The organism is Dictyobacter sp. Z7_2 (assembly GCF_057551105.1).
Window position 1 is genome coordinate 1,073,737 of record NZ_BAAJPE010000002.1, and the last position, 16,622, is coordinate 1,090,358.

At 45.6% G+C, this 16,622-nt stretch carries 13 protein-coding genes and 1 tRNA gene; 7 read left to right on the forward strand and 7 right to left on the reverse strand.

Going from position 1 to position 16,622, the window contains the following annotated elements; translation table 11 throughout:
- Window positions 1-260: 260 nt before the first annotated feature.
- From AC27N8_RS18030 to AC27N8_RS18040, 3 genes are all read right to left on the reverse strand, one after another.
- Window positions 261-1,061 carry a metallophosphoesterase family protein gene (locus AC27N8_RS18030; RefSeq protein ID WP_487068778.1) on the reverse strand — a complete coding sequence of 267 codons (801 nt, stop codon included), beginning with the start codon at window positions 1,059-1,061 and terminating at the stop codon, window positions 261-263.
- Between the two features lie 52 nt (window positions 1,062-1,113).
- Complete coding sequence (locus tag AC27N8_RS18035; protein ID WP_487068779.1) at window positions 1,114-2,130, reverse strand: serine/threonine protein kinase; 1,017 nt, start codon at window positions 2,128-2,130, stop codon at window positions 1,114-1,116.
- Between the two features lie 265 nt (window positions 2,131-2,395).
- Window positions 2,396-2,467, reverse strand: a tRNA-Arg gene (locus tag AC27N8_RS18040).
- Window positions 2,468-2,815: 348 nt separating this feature from the next.
- Between AC27N8_RS18040 and AC27N8_RS18045 the strand changes: the two genes are divergently transcribed.
- From AC27N8_RS18045 to AC27N8_RS18065, 5 genes are all read left to right on the forward strand, one after another.
- Window positions 2,816-3,229, forward strand: a complete 414-nt coding sequence (locus tag AC27N8_RS18045; RefSeq protein WP_487068780.1) for a hypothetical protein — start codon at window positions 2,816-2,818, stop codon at window positions 3,227-3,229.
- Between the two features lie 218 nt (window positions 3,230-3,447).
- Entirely contained in the window at window positions 3,448-4,317 is an 870-nt protein-coding gene (locus AC27N8_RS18050) for a ComEA family DNA-binding protein (protein WP_487068781.1), read from the forward strand.
- Window positions 4,314-4,589: a hypothetical protein gene (locus tag AC27N8_RS18055; RefSeq protein WP_487068782.1), complete on the forward strand. Its 276-nt coding sequence runs from the start codon at window positions 4,314-4,316 to the stop codon at window positions 4,587-4,589. Before AC27N8_RS18050 ends, AC27N8_RS18055 begins: the two co-directional genes overlap by 4 nt.
- 50 nt (window positions 4,590-4,639) lie before the next feature.
- On the forward strand, window positions 4,640-7,150 hold the full coding sequence (locus AC27N8_RS18060) for a ComEC/Rec2 family competence protein (RefSeq protein WP_487068783.1): 2,511 nt from the start codon (window positions 4,640-4,642) through the stop codon (window positions 7,148-7,150).
- A 464-nt stretch (window positions 7,151-7,614) separates the two neighbouring features.
- Window positions 7,615-8,241: a hypothetical protein gene (locus AC27N8_RS18065; RefSeq protein ID WP_487068784.1), complete on the forward strand. Its 627-nt coding sequence runs from the start codon at window positions 7,615-7,617 to the stop codon at window positions 8,239-8,241.
- A 67-nt stretch (window positions 8,242-8,308) separates the two neighbouring features.
- On the opposite strand, the gene AC27N8_RS18070 is transcribed toward AC27N8_RS18065, so the two are convergent.
- The gene (locus AC27N8_RS18070) at window positions 8,309-9,319 is read right to left on the reverse strand and encodes a tyrosine-type recombinase/integrase (protein ID WP_487068785.1); all 1,011 of its coding nucleotides are present in this window, start codon (window positions 9,317-9,319) and stop codon (window positions 8,309-8,311) included.
- A 274-nt stretch (window positions 9,320-9,593) separates the two neighbouring features.
- Window positions 9,594-10,061, reverse strand: coding sequence for a hypothetical protein (locus AC27N8_RS18075; protein ID WP_487068786.1), 468 nt, complete (start codon window positions 10,059-10,061; stop codon window positions 9,594-9,596).
- 286 nt (window positions 10,062-10,347) lie between these two features.
- Here AC27N8_RS18075 and AC27N8_RS18080 point away from each other — a divergent pair, with 286 nt between their 5' ends.
- Together AC27N8_RS18080 and AC27N8_RS18085 are read left to right on the forward strand one after the other, a co-directional pair.
- A complete protein-coding gene (locus AC27N8_RS18080) occupies window positions 10,348-12,315 on the forward strand; it encodes a GAF domain-containing sensor histidine kinase (protein WP_487068787.1) in 1,968 nt (655 codons plus the stop codon).
- A gap of 18 nt (window positions 12,316-12,333) precedes the next feature.
- Window positions 12,334-12,996: a response regulator gene (locus tag AC27N8_RS18085; protein ID WP_487068788.1), complete on the forward strand. Its 663-nt coding sequence runs from the start codon at window positions 12,334-12,336 to the stop codon at window positions 12,994-12,996.
- A gap of 26 nt (window positions 12,997-13,022) precedes the next feature.
- Here the strand turns inward: AC27N8_RS18085 and AC27N8_RS18090 are convergent, their stop codons facing one another.
- Together AC27N8_RS18090 and AC27N8_RS18095 are read right to left on the reverse strand one after the other, a co-directional pair.
- Window positions 13,023-15,032: a serine/threonine-protein kinase gene (locus AC27N8_RS18090; protein ID WP_487068789.1), complete on the reverse strand. Its 2,010-nt coding sequence runs from the start codon at window positions 15,030-15,032 to the stop codon at window positions 13,023-13,025.
- Between the two features lie 331 nt (window positions 15,033-15,363).
- Complete coding sequence (locus AC27N8_RS18095) at window positions 15,364-16,389, reverse strand: hypothetical protein (protein ID WP_487068790.1); 1,026 nt, start codon at window positions 16,387-16,389, stop codon at window positions 15,364-15,366.
- Between the last annotated feature and the right edge of the window lie 233 nt (window positions 16,390-16,622).

Here is a 16,622-nt window from a genome sequence, read left to right on the forward strand (position 1 = left end):
TAAAACACACTGTCTACTACGAAGGTGCCCTTTACTCTATGTATTAGAAAAGGGGATATATTTGTACAAATCATACGACAATCACTTCTTAAACAGAGTATATAAATTTTCAAAGTATGATACTATGTTAAAACTTGATAAGTTTAAATAGCCATTTTGTGTATATTGCACAAAATGGCTATTTTGTTAAGAATTTCTTTAGAAATTGAGGCAGTTTTCTAAAAATTTATTGAGGTCCAAGGTATTATGCAAGCAACAATTTAGTCTGAGATGGGTAGTTGATATGCAAATCCACGGCCACCAAGAAACATACCACCATCAACGTTGATACACTGGTCATGCGCATATATCCATGGGCCATCAACTTTTTGAGGGGAGCAACTGCGCACAATATGAATCGGCGTATGTCCATGAATTAATGTTTCTCCGCCAAAAATTCTCAAAACACGTTGCGCGAAATCTGTGCCATAGGCTGGATGTAAAAACGCCCCACGCCGAGCAAAATCCTCCAACGTCTCTTCCCAGACCAGTGCATCACTCTTACTCAACAATTTGTTGAAAAAGCCATTTACTTCATCGACTGTTTGGCCACATTGAATGTAGAGGGGAGCATCAGCATGGAGCAAAAGATACTTGTCGATCAGGACCATAGCAGGAAGCTTCGCCATCCAATCAAGATGCTGTAACGTTAAACGTGCGATATCTTTGCGCTTACCACCATTATTTTTCCAGCGGGTGAGAAAGGTACTGCCCAATCCCGTCGAGCGACGACCAAAGCGGTAAGCGGCCAGAAGCAGCATCTCATGATTGCCAAGCAATGATGTTACATTCCCACCAATGGCTGTTGCTTCTTTTTGCAGCCGCATCACCAGATCCAGCACGGCAATACTGTCAGGACCGCGATCCACCAGATCACCGATAAACCAGAGTGAAGCCGTTCCTCCAGTCCAGGTATGAGCGGCGTCAATGAGCTGGATCTGTTGTAGTAGCTGGATGAGTTTTTCTATCTGACCATGAATATCGCCGATCACATAGACGGGTCTGGATAACCCCATTGGCATCTATACCTACACTTTCTCTTAGAGCACGCATGAGAAAGAAAAATAAGTAGTGTTAGCCAGCATTATGTATGGATTGCGCCAGGAAGCCAAAGGCAATTATAAGTAGGAAGATGATGATAATAATGAGCGTCGCAATCAGCAGTGTACGACGCGAATGGTTGAGACTGGGTGCCTCTGGTTCGTAGGGTACTGATTTCACCTCTTCCAGATTGTGCAGGTCATGGAGAAAATCATTCACTGACTTGTAACGCTTTTCAGGATCACGGCGAATAGCTCGCATCACAACAGTAGCAAGTTCTGGCAGGAGTTGTGGATTTGCTTGCAGAATAGAGGGTGGGTCCTGTGAGACATGCTGATTGATAATGGCAAATACGTTTTCGCCTTCAAAGGGAGTATGACCACACAACATTTCATAAAGCATAACACCAACCGCATAGATATCAGCACCTGCGGCGCCTCGTTCTCCCCTCAGTTGCTCGGGCGACATATAATCGGGAGTTCCGACCGTACCAGAGAGACCACGCCAGGTTACACGCCGTGCACCTTCAAGTAGAGCAATCCCGAAATCAATAATCTTGACGTTACCATCTTCCTCTATCATGATATTCTCAGGTTTAATATCACGATGAAAGATACCATGTTCATGACAATACGCCAGCGCCTCACAAATCTGGAGCGTAATACCGATGGCCTCATCGACCGGCAATGGATCAGGAGTATGCTCTTCAAGAACAGCGCGCAAGGTCTTTCCACGAATGTATTCTACGACAATGTACTCTTCTGAACGCTTTTCATCCGTATGCAGGAGATGCTGAATATGTGGATGGTCAAGGCGATTACCAATCTCAGCCTCACGTTTGTAACGCTCAAATACAGCGATATTTCCAATGAGATCTTCGTTGGGGAACTTGAGCACCACCTCTTGCTGATCAGATACATCACGCGCCAGATATACCCGATTCATTCCACCATGTCCCAGCATGCGCGTAATCTCATAATGATCGATTAACGTGCCCGGTGTGTAGGTCATGGTCATCGAGACAACAAGCCTTTCTTCAATAACAGACAACAAAAACAGCATCTTGCGCCATTAGTATAGCATACTACGATTATTTACTAATGGTAATGGGATATCATGCTATTTTCTCAAGCGGTTTTATGGTAAAAAACTGTTCCCGACTGGAATCGAACAGCATCTCTATTTACAGAGGTTGGAAGTACGCGATGGAGAGGAATAGGCAAGCAGGTTTTTGTGTCTGAGGACACTTGGTTAAGGGGATGGACACAATAGTTTTTTTAGATTTTGGAGCAGGAAGAGCGCTCAAGTATACAAATGTTCCCGACTGGAATCGAACCAGCGCCACCGGTTCCGGAGACCGGTGCTCTATCCACTGAGCTACGGGAACGTCTCCAGTAACTATACCATATCAGTCAAACTTCTTCAAGGCGCTTCATAAGCCAAACTAGACCACCAACCACAATGACCCTTTACAAGCCAATTTACAGCTATTTTAGCATGTCCAGGGTTCTAAATGACCCAGAAATAATAAAATAGCAGCCAGCATAAAACAAACGCACACCTTTACTCAAACTCAGTTAAGCCAAAAAAATGTAACCAAATATCCTGTACTCTAAAAACAAGGAGGCAGACATTTTTGAACCAGCATGGTGAGTGAATAGATAGTAGTTAAAATAAGAATGACATGATAGAATAGCTTAAATTTTGTCTCTACAGTAAAAAAGGAGTTTGTTGTATGGCATCGGTTTTGATCCTTGCATCGTGTTCTTATCCTACCTCTTTCGAGACCCTCTGGCAAGTGGCCGCTTTTTGTGGCGTCGTGCTCATCATCACAGCAAGCTTGATCTTCTGGCAAAAACGTTCATTGAAACATTTTGGTGATGCACTTTTAATAGGAAGTACGATTGTAGGAGGTATCTGGTCTTTCGTATTGGCAATCGTGACCAGTCGGAACTATTTGATTTGTGCAGGAGTTCCCGGGGCAGGAGCAGACTTGGTACGTCGTGCAAATGAAAGCTATCACACCTTGCTCGTCTTTGAAGCCGTTGTAGGAGCAACCTGTATTATGACACTAATCCTTGTTCTCATCAGTGTTTTCAACCTCTATTTCACCCATCAGAGGAGAACACCAATTCTTATGACTGACTAACAAATAATGGCTTATTAAGGTTATAGCAAAGATTTAAAGCAAAAAAGACCAGGTTTTGTGCTCTATCCACTGAGTGACGGGAACGCCTCCTCTATCTACATCATCTCGGTCAAACTTTCTCTATATAGGACCTTAGTTTTTAAGCATTGATATGTATTAAGGGCTATGGTATATCTTAATTAAGTGATGATCGGTGTGTAGATAGAAGGGGGAAATAGATGAACCAACCATTGCGACCTCAAGTGACGACTCCCCGTACATTGTTTCAGTATGATATCGCCCAACAAACAACGTTGGCACATCCTCTTGTCGACGACGAGAACGTTCATGATACCGTACAAGACGTCATGTCTCTGACAACATCTCCCGCAATTAAAGAACATGCAGTAGGACCAAACTCTAAAATTTTGTCTCTTTTTAAGAATACCTCCTTGTCACGCGTCATAGCAGTATGTCTGGCTGGCGGCCTCATCATCGGTCTCTATCTACTCTGGAGGCCTTCAACTCCAGCCAGTGATAGCATTCAAGCAACAGATACAGTCACGATCACATCTACCACCAGCGCCACAATGGAGGTAAGTACGCCTACCTCCATTGCAACAGAGATAAATACAACAGGTCTAACGATCCAGGTATATATTGTGGGAGCCGTTCAACATCCAGGCGTCTATATAATAGACAGCCAGGCTCGCGTCTATCAACTGCTACAAAAAGCTGGTGGTCCGATCGCTACAGCCAACCTGGCTTCGCTTAATCTGGCCGCTCGACTAACCGATGGGCAAGAGATCTATGTACTCCGCATCGGTGAAACACCTGTCGCAAGTACCAGTTCCAGCAGTTCCAGTAGTGCATCCAGCGCAGATAGCACTACCAATATAGCAGCTACACCCAATACAGAAGTTCCAGTGAATATAAATACTGCCAGTGCCGATGAATTAGAACAACAGCTATCTATTAGCAGTAAGACAGCACAGACCATTATCACCTATCGACTACAACATGGGCCATTTACATCCGTAGATACGTTAGCACAAATTGTAAGTCAAAGCATTTACAAAAAGATAAAGGACAAGGTAACTGTGCAATGACCATCACGCACGGATTCTTCATTCTTCTCGAGGGTATCGCCTGGGTAATTTGTCTTTTGTTAGGTCTGGGACTGGGAGCGCTCTTTGGAAGATGGGCTGGCACGCTATTGGGGTGGATGATTGCAACATCCCTAGATGGCAATATAGGAAGCGGCGGTCGCTTTGGCAAAAAATTAGGGGCATTGATCGGTATCGTGATTGGAATTAGTATCGCAGTTTATTATGCAACGCAGCTATCAACGATGATAACACATATAGTAACCGTAAGCTAAGCAGCATCTTGCCAACATAAGATTGATGTGTGGTGAATGTGGAGGGGATAATGTGGCAGATACTATTACCATCAGTTGATACGAAACTCAATTTACGTGGCCTGACACTGGTTGCCTTAGCGGCAGCCTGGCTGATCGGTATTCTTGTTGTATCATTCTTTTCAGTCCCACCACTATACCTGCTGATTATGGCTGGAATTGCACTTCTCAGCGCCATTTTCTTACACCGTACGTTTACCTGGTACATAATTATATTACTCATCTTTAGCGGCACACTCGGAGCATGGCGCTACTGTATAGCACTTCCAGCCAACGACCCCCAAACGATCGCATCTTATGTCGGCTCACATAGCATCCGTTTACAGGGCACGGTCTCAGATGAACCTCAACTTTCTGGTCGCACGAGATTATTAAAGGTGGTCATCAGCGGAATAGCCGTCCATAACGATTTCAATTGGGAGCCTGCCCATGGAACGATCGATGTGCAAACATCTGGCACAACAATAGACGATGCATATAGCCCAAATTATGGAGATATCGTTACGCTGCAAGGGAAACTTACGTCTCCTCAGCCACACAGCCCACCAGACATTCTCGCGCAGATGTCGTTCCCGCGTCTCACAATCAATCAGAACGTCGGAAATCCAATTATTGCCTTTTTATATTACTGGCGCGTGCAGTTTGCTCTCATTATAGCCCGGACACTTCCGCAACCACTGGCGGCCCTACTCATCGCAATCGTACTCGGACTACGTACTCCTGAGCTAGCCCCATTAAAGCAAGCATTCAATGTCACTGGGACTGCTCATTTAATTGTGCCATCTGGATTCAAAGTGACTATTACTGCTGGCTTGATTACAAGTAGTACGCGTTGGCTTTATGAGGGCCGCATCGCCGAGATATTATCGCGTTATTCACGTTATTATTGGCAACGCAAGCTCAGTACCCTTCTCGTCCTGCTCGGCATCGGTTGCTACACGATTCTGAGCGGTGCAGGAGCAGCCGCTATACGTTCTGGCGTCATGGGTAGCTTACTCATTATCGCTCCCCGTATCGGTCGTACCTATAATATTTATACCGCACTGGCCTTTACAGCTCTAGGTATAAGCATACTTGATCCCTTTGTCTTATGGGATACTGGCTTTCAGCTATCATTTTTAGGCACGCTAGGAATTGTCCTCTTCACTCCCTATGTGCAGCGCCTCCTTCGACCATTGCATATTATCCCCGGTGGACATCTTCTGGCCGAGACCTGCGCAGTTACGATCGCGGCCCAAATGGCAACTTTGCCTATCTTCGCCATCACGTTCCAACAAATTTCATTTATTGCACCGCTTGCCAATATATTAACCGTCCCATTATTAGGGATCGTCATCACACTTGGTCTGCTTATCTGTATACTGGGACTTTTCTCATTGCCCCTGGCAATACTTGGAGGCTGGACCGCGTGGCCGTTTCTGTGGTACATGAGTCACTGCATTGTGTGGTGCGCCTCCCTACCCGGTGCATATATCCAGGTGACAACGTTGGATGAGCACCTCCCATGGCTTTACTACCTTCCACTTATCCTTCTCTTGATCTTCCTGCTGAAGCGTTGGCCTGATCCAAAACCTGTAGATCAGCCAAAGATGCATAGTATGATGATCTCAAAAAATCTTCGCAGACTAATATATGTGGGAGTGGCCCTTGTCATTATTGCAGCGACAGGACTAACGTCGCTATACTCCCAGGGCAGCGGACAACTAGAGGTTACCTTTCTCAATGTCGGACCAGCGGGAAAAACAGCCCAGGGAGAAGCAATCCTGGTACGCACAGCCGATAATCAAACGCTCTTGATCGATGGAGGTCTCGATCCGACATCGCTCAGTCAGAAATTAGATAGCCACATGCCTGCCTGGCAACACGCATTGGACATGGTAATCCTCACATCGCCTCGTTCAGATCATCTGGCGGGGCTTCAGGATATTGTGGATCGCTATAGCGTTGGAGAAATTGTTGATGCCGGGATGCTTCATCCCTCGGCAGCCTACGCAAGTTGGAGACGCCGCATTGATGACAAACATCTTCTCTATCATGTAGCTACGCAAAAACAACTCATTCCATTAGGGAAAGAGACACAGATACAGATACTATGGCCGCCACCTATCCATCATACAGGCACAAATAACATCCGCGATAATAGTTTGATTTTTCGCCTGACGACACCAGGACTCCGTCTTTTATTTCTGGGTGTCACGGCACAAAGTAGCTACGCACTGGCGGGACTACAAACACAGGTCACAGATGATAAACGACAGGCTGAAGTTGTACAAATTGTCTCCACAGCAGGACAGCCCATTACGAATGACTTGAAAACTATCATCAAAGACGCTCATCCATCCGTACTAGTCATTACACCGCCAGGCGTGCGCAATAGCAAAAAAGCAGTCACGGGTCCAAGCAAGACTGTTCAAGATGAGTTTTCTGCTGTCTTTCCCAAACTGCGCATCGTTTCAACCGCACAAATGGGAGACCTGGATATTATCAATGATGAACATGGCTGGCATCTCAATACCTCATAGGCACACATCTCAATGCATATTTACCTTTCTCAAAGGTGGATTGCACCAACGAATAAAATTGATAGGATGAAGTTTTTCATACAGTGGACGCTCTTCCAAAGCATGTCGCTACAACCCATATCAATTGGATACGTACTAATAAGTAAATACAATCTTTACTCCGCATAAACTATCTTGATGTACGCGTTTCTTGTTCAACAGGCCGGTCGATCAGGCACACATTATTACGTACAATCAATCATTCAAAATCAGAGAAGATAAAGTTATTGCGACATCAAAAGTATCAGAAATTGGGTTCTGCATATGCATATATGATGAGGATGAGATAAGAAGAGAGATGCAGCTCTTTTTTTGAGGAGGATAGAGGAACAGCTCTTTTTAAAACATCGCAAACGATGGGGCAATTTCTAGCACGATTGATATCGGATGCTGTTGCTGAAAAAATCAGAGGGACTTGGCAAATCATGTTTTGTAAACGTTGTGGAACTGAAATAGCGCAGACAACCAAAATGTGTCCTACTTGTGGAACGATCATTGAACAGACGACAATAAATGGCCAGCCACAAACACCTTATGGTGCATATGCCCAGGTAAACCATGAACAGACATACCAACAGGCAAGAGACTATACAACGCCTCCCTACGGCAATAGCAACAATGCGCCACCTCCTTTTCATGGCTATTCCACAGCGCCGCCATACAAAAACGCGCACGCATATGAGCAAGATCAGTACAAAGCGTATACCCCGGGAAGCAACGCCTTTCTGGTAACCAATAAAAATGATAGTGCCCTTGTGACAGAAATTCTGCTCTCACTCATTGGTATCTTTGGTATTGGTTGGATTATGGCAGGAGAAACAACTATTGGCATCCTTATGCTGATAGGCAGCTTCTTGATATATTGGCCTATCATGATAATTGGAACAATTATCACCCTGGGTATTGGTTTAATCTGCCTTGGACCGATGGCCATCATAGCCATCATCCTCAATTTCGTCCTGCTTAACAGTCTGCTCAATCGGAAAATGACGCGCTTCATTATTACACATCAACCACCCCAGAGAACAGCAGCCCCGCCTCAGTATCCCTGAATGGTGATAAAACAACTGGAGAAAGAAATTCTGGCACGGAAGAGATGTGCCAGAATTGACAAGCTACTTAGTTGGGAAAAGCCAGACGACGATATTTCTCTTTAGACTCTAACCAGGCTTCATCGGAAAGTCCCAGCTTCTCGCGTAAGCCATCCAATGAAACCCCATCACGCAATTGCTGAACAGCAAAGGTATCACGCAAAAGTTGCAACGTGACACGCTTTTGAATCCCCGCCGTTTTCACGGCGCGAGCCAAAATGTAGTTCAAATTACGATCAGTGCAGGGAAAAACCACATCTGTAACGTGATAGCTCTGTTGATAGCGGCGAAATAACTCGGTAAACTCAGCAGATAAGGCAATACGTCGTTCTCGATGCTGCTTATTCGTTGAGGCGGCAAAACGAATTGAGACAAGTGGCACTTGAGGATCAAGTAGATCGATGTGATGCACTTTTAGTCCCATCACCTCTTCTTTCTTCAACCCAGCCCGCAAAATCAGATACACCAGACAATAGCAACGTGCATCCTCCTTGGAGGCAGCCAGTAAAGCTTGTACCTCTTCATCTGACAGCAGTTCGGGCAGCGGCGGCTGAGGACGCTCCAGAGTTAAACTCGCAGCCGGATTTTCTTGAATGATATGTTCACGTTCCAGCCAGGTGAAGAAATTTTTAAGAAAAGTTACTCTCCTGGCCATTGTCTTTGGTGCCGGAGTGAGCACCGGATTGCCAAATTTCAGTTTCATCAACCAGCCGGTCACGTCTTCTTTCGTGATACGACCAACAGGAAGATCAGCGCCAAGAAAATCTATCAACATCTTTAAGTCTGAGAGAAAACATGTGACGGTATAATTCGACTTACCGCGCAGCATCAACTCTCTCCTATATGGATCAACACAGGACCCTAAACTACTTAAATCGTTCAAAGTTGTCATGTGTTCAGGAAGAGTCTGTGCCGTAGCAGACGCATCGAATTGATCATCAAGTACAATTGGAGTTCCAAAGAGATTATCCTGTTCAACCGGATTCTCTTCGGTCAGCATTCCGATGGACTTTTTCTCCTGTTCAGAATCCTTCTGCATATACTAGCTCCTTGCTACATTATGTTATTCCACTTCAACTTGATCCCAATGGATACGTAGCACTTGCCTATCCCTACCTCTATATTTGACAAGCGTATGCATTTCATTATAGCAGAATATGAGGATATGGCAAATTGCCTCAATTTGTCCAAATATTCTTTTTCTGACATAAAAAACAGGCATTCAATCGCTACCAAACAGCAAAAAGCCTTCCCGTCTTGCAACGAGAAGGCTCACACAACGGTTATTCTTTTGTATATAAAAAGATTAGAGATTACTCTGCTCTCGCATCCAGATCTTCAGCTTCCACTTCGTCTGCGGCCTCATCCTCATCCTCGTCCTCTTCATCGTATAGATCAGTTGAATCATTAAGGTCCATATACGAATAATCGGTCAAATACGACTCTCTGCGAATCTGAATCGTCGGCTGGATCACAGGAAAGGGCTTCAACCCACTCAAGGCATTAGGACCTTCCATTTGAGTTTCGTACATAGGAGAACCTTCACGTACCAATACATGTTCTTCCATAGCTACCGACTCATAACCCAAGCGCCGCAGGTCCATTACCATACCCGGCCAGATGTCTTCGGGGTCTACAGACCACCACTCACGAGCTAGATATCTTACCGGCTTGACACGCAAAGGCCGGTTGAGATCGCCCAGGCTAGCCAACAGTGAAGACTGTTTACGTTCGGCTTTTTTCACGATGATAAACCGTCCCTTCTTTACTCTCACGCTCATTGCAACTATTCCACCTTGAGATGACTGCGGCGAAAGGCTTCTATACCTCTCTTCTTTTTCAGACGCTGAAAGCGGAATGTTCCTAATACAGCAGCTTATAGCTCATACAATATCACATAAACAAGACGATATGCCAATGCTTAGTGAGTACAATTTAAAAGACGAAAGTTCTGGCGATCAAGATAAAGAAAACCCTTCATTGACTCTCTCCACAAAACAATGCATAATTGAGAAATTGCATAAGATCCTGTTTTTCATGGGTACCCGATGGAGGCGAGCGGATGCTATGAGATATTCAAAACCTTTTTCCCGTGCCAGTACTGTCCCGCAGGCCACGCTGAGACGGCTCCGAGCTACTCCTAGCTACTTCTTTCTTATCTGGCGCTGGAGTATGTGGATATACGCACTTATCGTCATTATCTTTTCACATCCAAGCTACATAACGAGTAATGACGTTCCCTATGCATCGGTAGCTGCCTTCTTACTGACAATCACCTTCATTGAAACATTAATTGTAACGCTATACGCGCCTGTCATTCAAATCCTTTTTCCGCGTTTACTCAATACGTCGTGGAGCAACCGCAAACAAGAGCGCCAGGAACGTCTGCGACTTCAAAATGATGATGATGGAGAAACAGAACTTCTACCTCCATTTGCCCAGGCACGTAGCCATTATTGGAATATTGCCATCTGTAGTATCGATGTAATCATCTGCGGCCTGGTCATGTATTATAGCGGACCCTTTTCCAATCCACCCTTTGGCGTAGGCTCACCCTTTTACCGTTACGGGATGTCGACGGTATTCGCAGCCGCCTCGGCATTCCATTATGAAGGGGGATTGATAGCAGCGCTGGGATATGATCTTTTTTCCCTGTTAGGTATGTTCATTCATGCGCCAGGCTCAACTGCATATACTCCCAACGCGGTTGATATTGTTGGTTCACTCGTCGACACTCCAATTGTGGCCATTCTGGTCGCATATCTTTTAACGCTATTAGAAAGTCTCGCACGCAGTAAAAGGCAAGAGCGAGATAATGCACGCACGCAGGCTGCACTGGTAAGTATCGGAGATTCCCTTTTAAAAAGTACAGGTGATCGTCAGGAGTTGCTTCAAAGAAGTATCAAGCAGATCCAGCGTAATCGTTTTGATCGTCTGACCATCCTGCTTCAGGATCTCACAGATAAAGAAGAGAGTATGACAGACATTGCTGTCATCCAGGAACTTCAGCCAGATCAAGGACATGTAACTACCTACGTCGCCACAAAATTGGCTGATACAGATTTTCCCGCCAACAGTCAAACACTGATCCAGAAAGTGCTTCAGACGAAGCAGAAACTTATCTCCTTTGAGCCACTTGAGGGAGAAAGGAGAGGGATCGCTCGCTTATGTATCCCCTTACACAAAGACGATCACGTACAGATTGTCCTGGCAGCTGAAAGTAAACGCCTGACCGCTTTTACCAGCCAGCACGAGAAATTCCTGACGATCGCCGGGACACAGTTACTCGTGGCTCTGGATAATATTCGTCTGGCTGAACAAACAGTACAGATGGCCGCTGATGCCGAACGCGGGCGCATCGCCCGCGAAATCCACGATGGAATTGCTCAGCTGACCTACATGCTAAGCCTTCAGGCAGAGACCTGCGAGGCTCAGGCGTTGCGTCTTGTTGAGGCATCCGAAGAGGATGCAGAATTGATAATGCCTTTGGCCGAACGTCTAGGTAAGTTAGTCACTGTTTCAAAACAAGCATTGTGGGAAACACGCAATTACATGTTTTCGCTTAAGCCTTTGATGAGTGGTACAACAACGTTAACTCAAATGCTCAATAACCAATTACGCGAATTCGAAGCTATCAGTGATCTACCAACACACTTACATGTTGAAGGCTCAGATGAATTATATGGAGAACAACGCCTTCACTCACGACGCTATGCTCAAGTCGGCACTACCTTCTTTCGCATCGTGCAGGAGGCGCTGACAAATGCCTACAAGCATGCTGAAGCAAGTCATTTAGAGGTCAATCTCCGTTATCAGGCCAATTGTATCGAAGTTGATATCTGTGACGATGGACGCGGACTTCCTCAAGCATTTATCAACGATGACAATACAACATTAAAAACATCCATCAATATATTGTCCGGGCATGGACTGCTCGGAATGCAAGCACGCACACACGAACTGGGTGGCCGATTTGCGATCGCAAAACAATCATCAGGCAGCGGTACAATAGTGCAGGCAAGCATACCACTTTAGTGAACCAAGGAGTGTCCCATGCCGAAAATTCATCTCATGATAGTTGATGACCATGAAGTGGTACGCTTAGGGATGCGTGCCGCATTTGAGCTTGAATCGGATATCACAGTGGTAGGTGAAGCCAGTAATGGCTCCGAAGCTCTGGCAAAAATCCGGGTACTGATGCCTGAAGTAATACTCATGGACGTGCGCATGGAAAAAATGGGAGGGATCGAAGCCTGTCGTGAAATCAGGAGTCAATATCCAAACATTCAAGTTATCATGATTACCTCGTATCCTGACAATGAGGCAGTTACCGCCTCTATCCTGGCAGGAGCCTGTGGCTATCTGCTCAAAAATGTGAGCCGGAGCGAGTTGCTAAAAGCAGTACGCCTGGCGGCTAGTGGAGAGTCACTACTCAAACCAGAGGCAACAAAAAAGGCAATTTCTCAAATGACATCTTTAGCAAATAGCACTACTTCCAAAGCTAGCGACGACCTGACCGAACGAGAGAGAGAAGTACTTGGTCTGGTCGCTCGCGGCTATACGAATAAACAGATCGCAGAATCGCTCTATCTCAGCGAGAAAACGGCCCGTAACCATGTCAGCCACATTCTAGAGAAGTTAGGCCTCTCTCGTCGTAGCGAAGCCGCTGCCTATGCAGTCGAGCATAAATTGCTACAGCGGCATCAACAATCATAAAGAGAAGCCAACGCTTGCTCAATGATCTATCCAGAAACCGGGTAGATGCTCAAATTGCTGTAGACTACTTTTGTGCTGTCCCCATTTTCCGAGGTAGCAAGAAAACCTATATTACCAGAGCTCAACTTGCCATCTTGAATAGCATCGGGCTGGTAAATACCGTTGATGTAGAATAATAATGTGCTACCTTTGGCAATTACCTGCAACTGATTCTGAGCAGCGCCCTGCTTTAAAGCTGAAGAAGCGGTCCAATCCCGCAAAGGCGTCAGTGTAGAAAGACTGGCATTATTTGCCAGGGATATTTTATAGTGCCCCTGACTATCGACCTCGAAAAGATACCCCTGTAAAGGCGTCCCAGTCATGCGAAAGAACAGTCCTCCCGAATGACCACTTTGTATCGATATATCAACTTGAGCAGCAAAGTTTGTATAGGTATTTGCAGTTTCATGACACGCTTCAAAATCATGGAAACTACTGGCCACCACTTGATATCCAGCATCGGTAAAAGTACAAACCGTACTCTGATCCCATTCAGCGGCCTGGGTTGTTGAGCTGTTAGGATCGGTCAAGGGATCTGTATAGGTGGGATTAGCAGAAGTTGCGGTCTGAAGCACGCCAGGAGTCGCAGTCGCATTCGCGCTGGCAGTTCCTGTGGCTTGCGCCTGAGCCGTCGCAGTCGCATGAGTCTGAGCACCGGCTGTCCCGGTCGCCTGCGCGTGAGCCTGCGCCTGCGCCGTTCCGGTTGCCTGTACCTGGGCAGTCCCTGTGGCTTGCGCTTGCTGGACAGCAGTGGCTGAAGCAGCTTGCGCTACGGCTTGTGAAGTGGCTTGCAGATTCGGGGTCGCCGTTGAGACAGGAGTAGATGTAGTGTCAGAGGTAGTGGGGTGATTAACCATATTCATCACAATATACGTCATGGGTACAGCCACCACAATTAAGACCACAATCACAAGAATTGTCAACAGCCAGGTCTGCGTACGTGACGAATTATCTTTGTGAGGAAATTGCTGCGGATTGACGATTCCTTGCGCAGGATAGACGCCCGAGGGAACATTATAATGTCCTGTCGAAGAGTTCATAGGCGCTGGCATAAGTTGCGGCGCTGGCTGATAAGCCGTCAATGGGATAGATTGCCGACCTGTATTAATCAACGCCCCGCTGCTCTGCTGCCATTGAGGATTTGAGGTCTGGTTAAATGCTCCTGCCCGCGCAGTTATTGAGCGACAGAAGGCATCAGCTAGCGCGGAGGCACTGGGATAGCGCAGTTCAGGCTTCTTTTCTAGAGCCTTCATCAATACCTGCTCTACGGCCGGAGAAAGCGATGGGACATAGGTACGCGGAGAGGGTGGTACCTTATTCACGTGCATCGCGACGACAGCAATCTGGTTTTCAGCCACAAAAGGTAAATGTCCAGTTACCATCTCGTACAATAGCACACCCAGTGAGTAATAATCACTACGTGGATCTGCCCGATAATCCGATTCGAAGAGTTCGGGAGCGATGTAGTCAACTGTTCCAAGGACATTCCCTGTCGTCGTTAATTGAGTCGCATCAGCATCGGAGCGCGCAATGCCGAAATCTGCCAGATAACAGCGCCCATCCGCATCCAGCATGACATTTGAGGATTTAATATCTCGATGGATAATTCCTTGCTGATGCATATAATCAAGCGCATCAGCAATATCACGTAGGTATGAGCAGGCTTGCTTGAGTGACACTGGTGAATTACGAATCCGTGCACGTAAAGTTCCACCATCCATATAAGGCATGACAATATAATAGACATTCACGCCATCGATGCGACATGATCCAGTGTCATAGACAGGCATCAGATGAGCATTATGAAGAGAGGCCATCAACTGAGCTTCCCGTATAAAACGCCTCAGAAGGTCTTCGTCTTCACGTTTAAAGACCTTTACAGCAACATCCCGTTCGAAGTGGGGATCATATGCCAGATACACATCGGCCATGCCACCTCGTCCTGTAAGCTGCTGTAATTCATACCGATCGAGGATTCTCCCCTCCAGGTCTGCCATACATTACTCCAATAAAGCCGAAGAACAAACAGATCATCACTGCTCTTGTTCTTTCTATAGACACCTCTTATAACACCAATGGAAAGATTTGTATTACTCTTTTTCTTTACCCTCTACAAAAAGATTAAACGTATTTTGACTATAAAAATAAAGAGGGTACGAAAATTACAAGCAGTGTCACGACGATTGATCAGTAAATACGTGATATTTCTCCACGAAAGTACAAAAAAAGTGAGGCATCTCTTGCCCTTGTGCAAGTCTATGCCTCACTATATCACGAATGACATATTTCCTCAATGTGAACGCTTTTATCTTTATTTATCACCCTTCGCTAGAGTTTTACATACAAATGCGAAGTTTCATCGTAGCGATATGCAGGCGATCCTTTGTGATAGGTCAACGTGCCATTGTTATTGTTATCATCAAGCCAGATCATGACCTGTGTCCCGGCAGGCGCATGAATATTGTAATGCCAATGATCTAACGCACTTGCTCCAATCACCCCTAGCAACCATGCCCCTCCATCAACATCTATCGTATTGGGATCGATCTGATCACAAGAAACAGAGTTGCTATCATGAGTATCATTTACCTGGAAGTCGCAAGCTTTGAGTATCATGCCATTAAAACTGGCATTGGGGTTGGCGTAAGGATAGTTGGCAAAACCTGCAATCGCTTTGCGAGGCAACATAGCTTCCGTCCAGATCCAAGCTCCAGTGTGCAAAGCCAGCGACGTCTGGACCTCCAAACGAATATTCACAGAGGGAGTCAAACGTACCGTGAGCAAACATCCATTTGAGCAATCAGGTGCATATTCAGTGGTCGATTGCACTCTAATCAAAGGTGTTGGCAATACCTGAAGCGCTGATGCACCTTCGATTTTTAATACTACTCCACCCAGAGCAACCAGTGGATATTGGGGCGAAAGTTTCAACGTCATTCCTGGTTGCAGTTTATGACAATCACGTCCAATATCTTTGCTGAGTTGAGTGACAGTGTTAGGATTTGCATCACTAAAAACCTGACTGGCACTATACATATGCATTACATCGGCTAAAGCGGCATCACAATTATCTCCATCAGCAATCTGGTACTGAATAGAACCAACCTGAGGCAAAATGGTTGGAAAGGCAGGTAATGGCGTGGGGGAAGGCGCAGTAGAAACGTTTGATAATGTATAAAACATATTTGTTAGTGAAGGTAGGATATTTCCTCCCACATGTGTACCATAGATAAAAGTGGGGATGGCAAGAATAAGAATAATGGGTAAGAGGAACAATAACTTCCAGGGTATGGAAGCTAAAAAAATGTTTAAGTTTTCTTTTGGTGTGCTGCTCTGACGAAAACGACGAGCCATAAACGACTCCATTCTATGCTAAAATCTTATCTCACAGGCATTATAACAGGGAACGGCAGGAAGAACTATCAATGAAAACCTGAATAGTACTTGATACCCTTTTTTCGCTCCTCACTTTTAAGGGGTAGAAAACATAGGTCAATACAAAGTTTTTACCCTTCTCTTTATTATATTCGCCCAATGTTATATTTTTATGTAGAAATACGCCAGGGCAAAACAATAAAAAAGGCCAT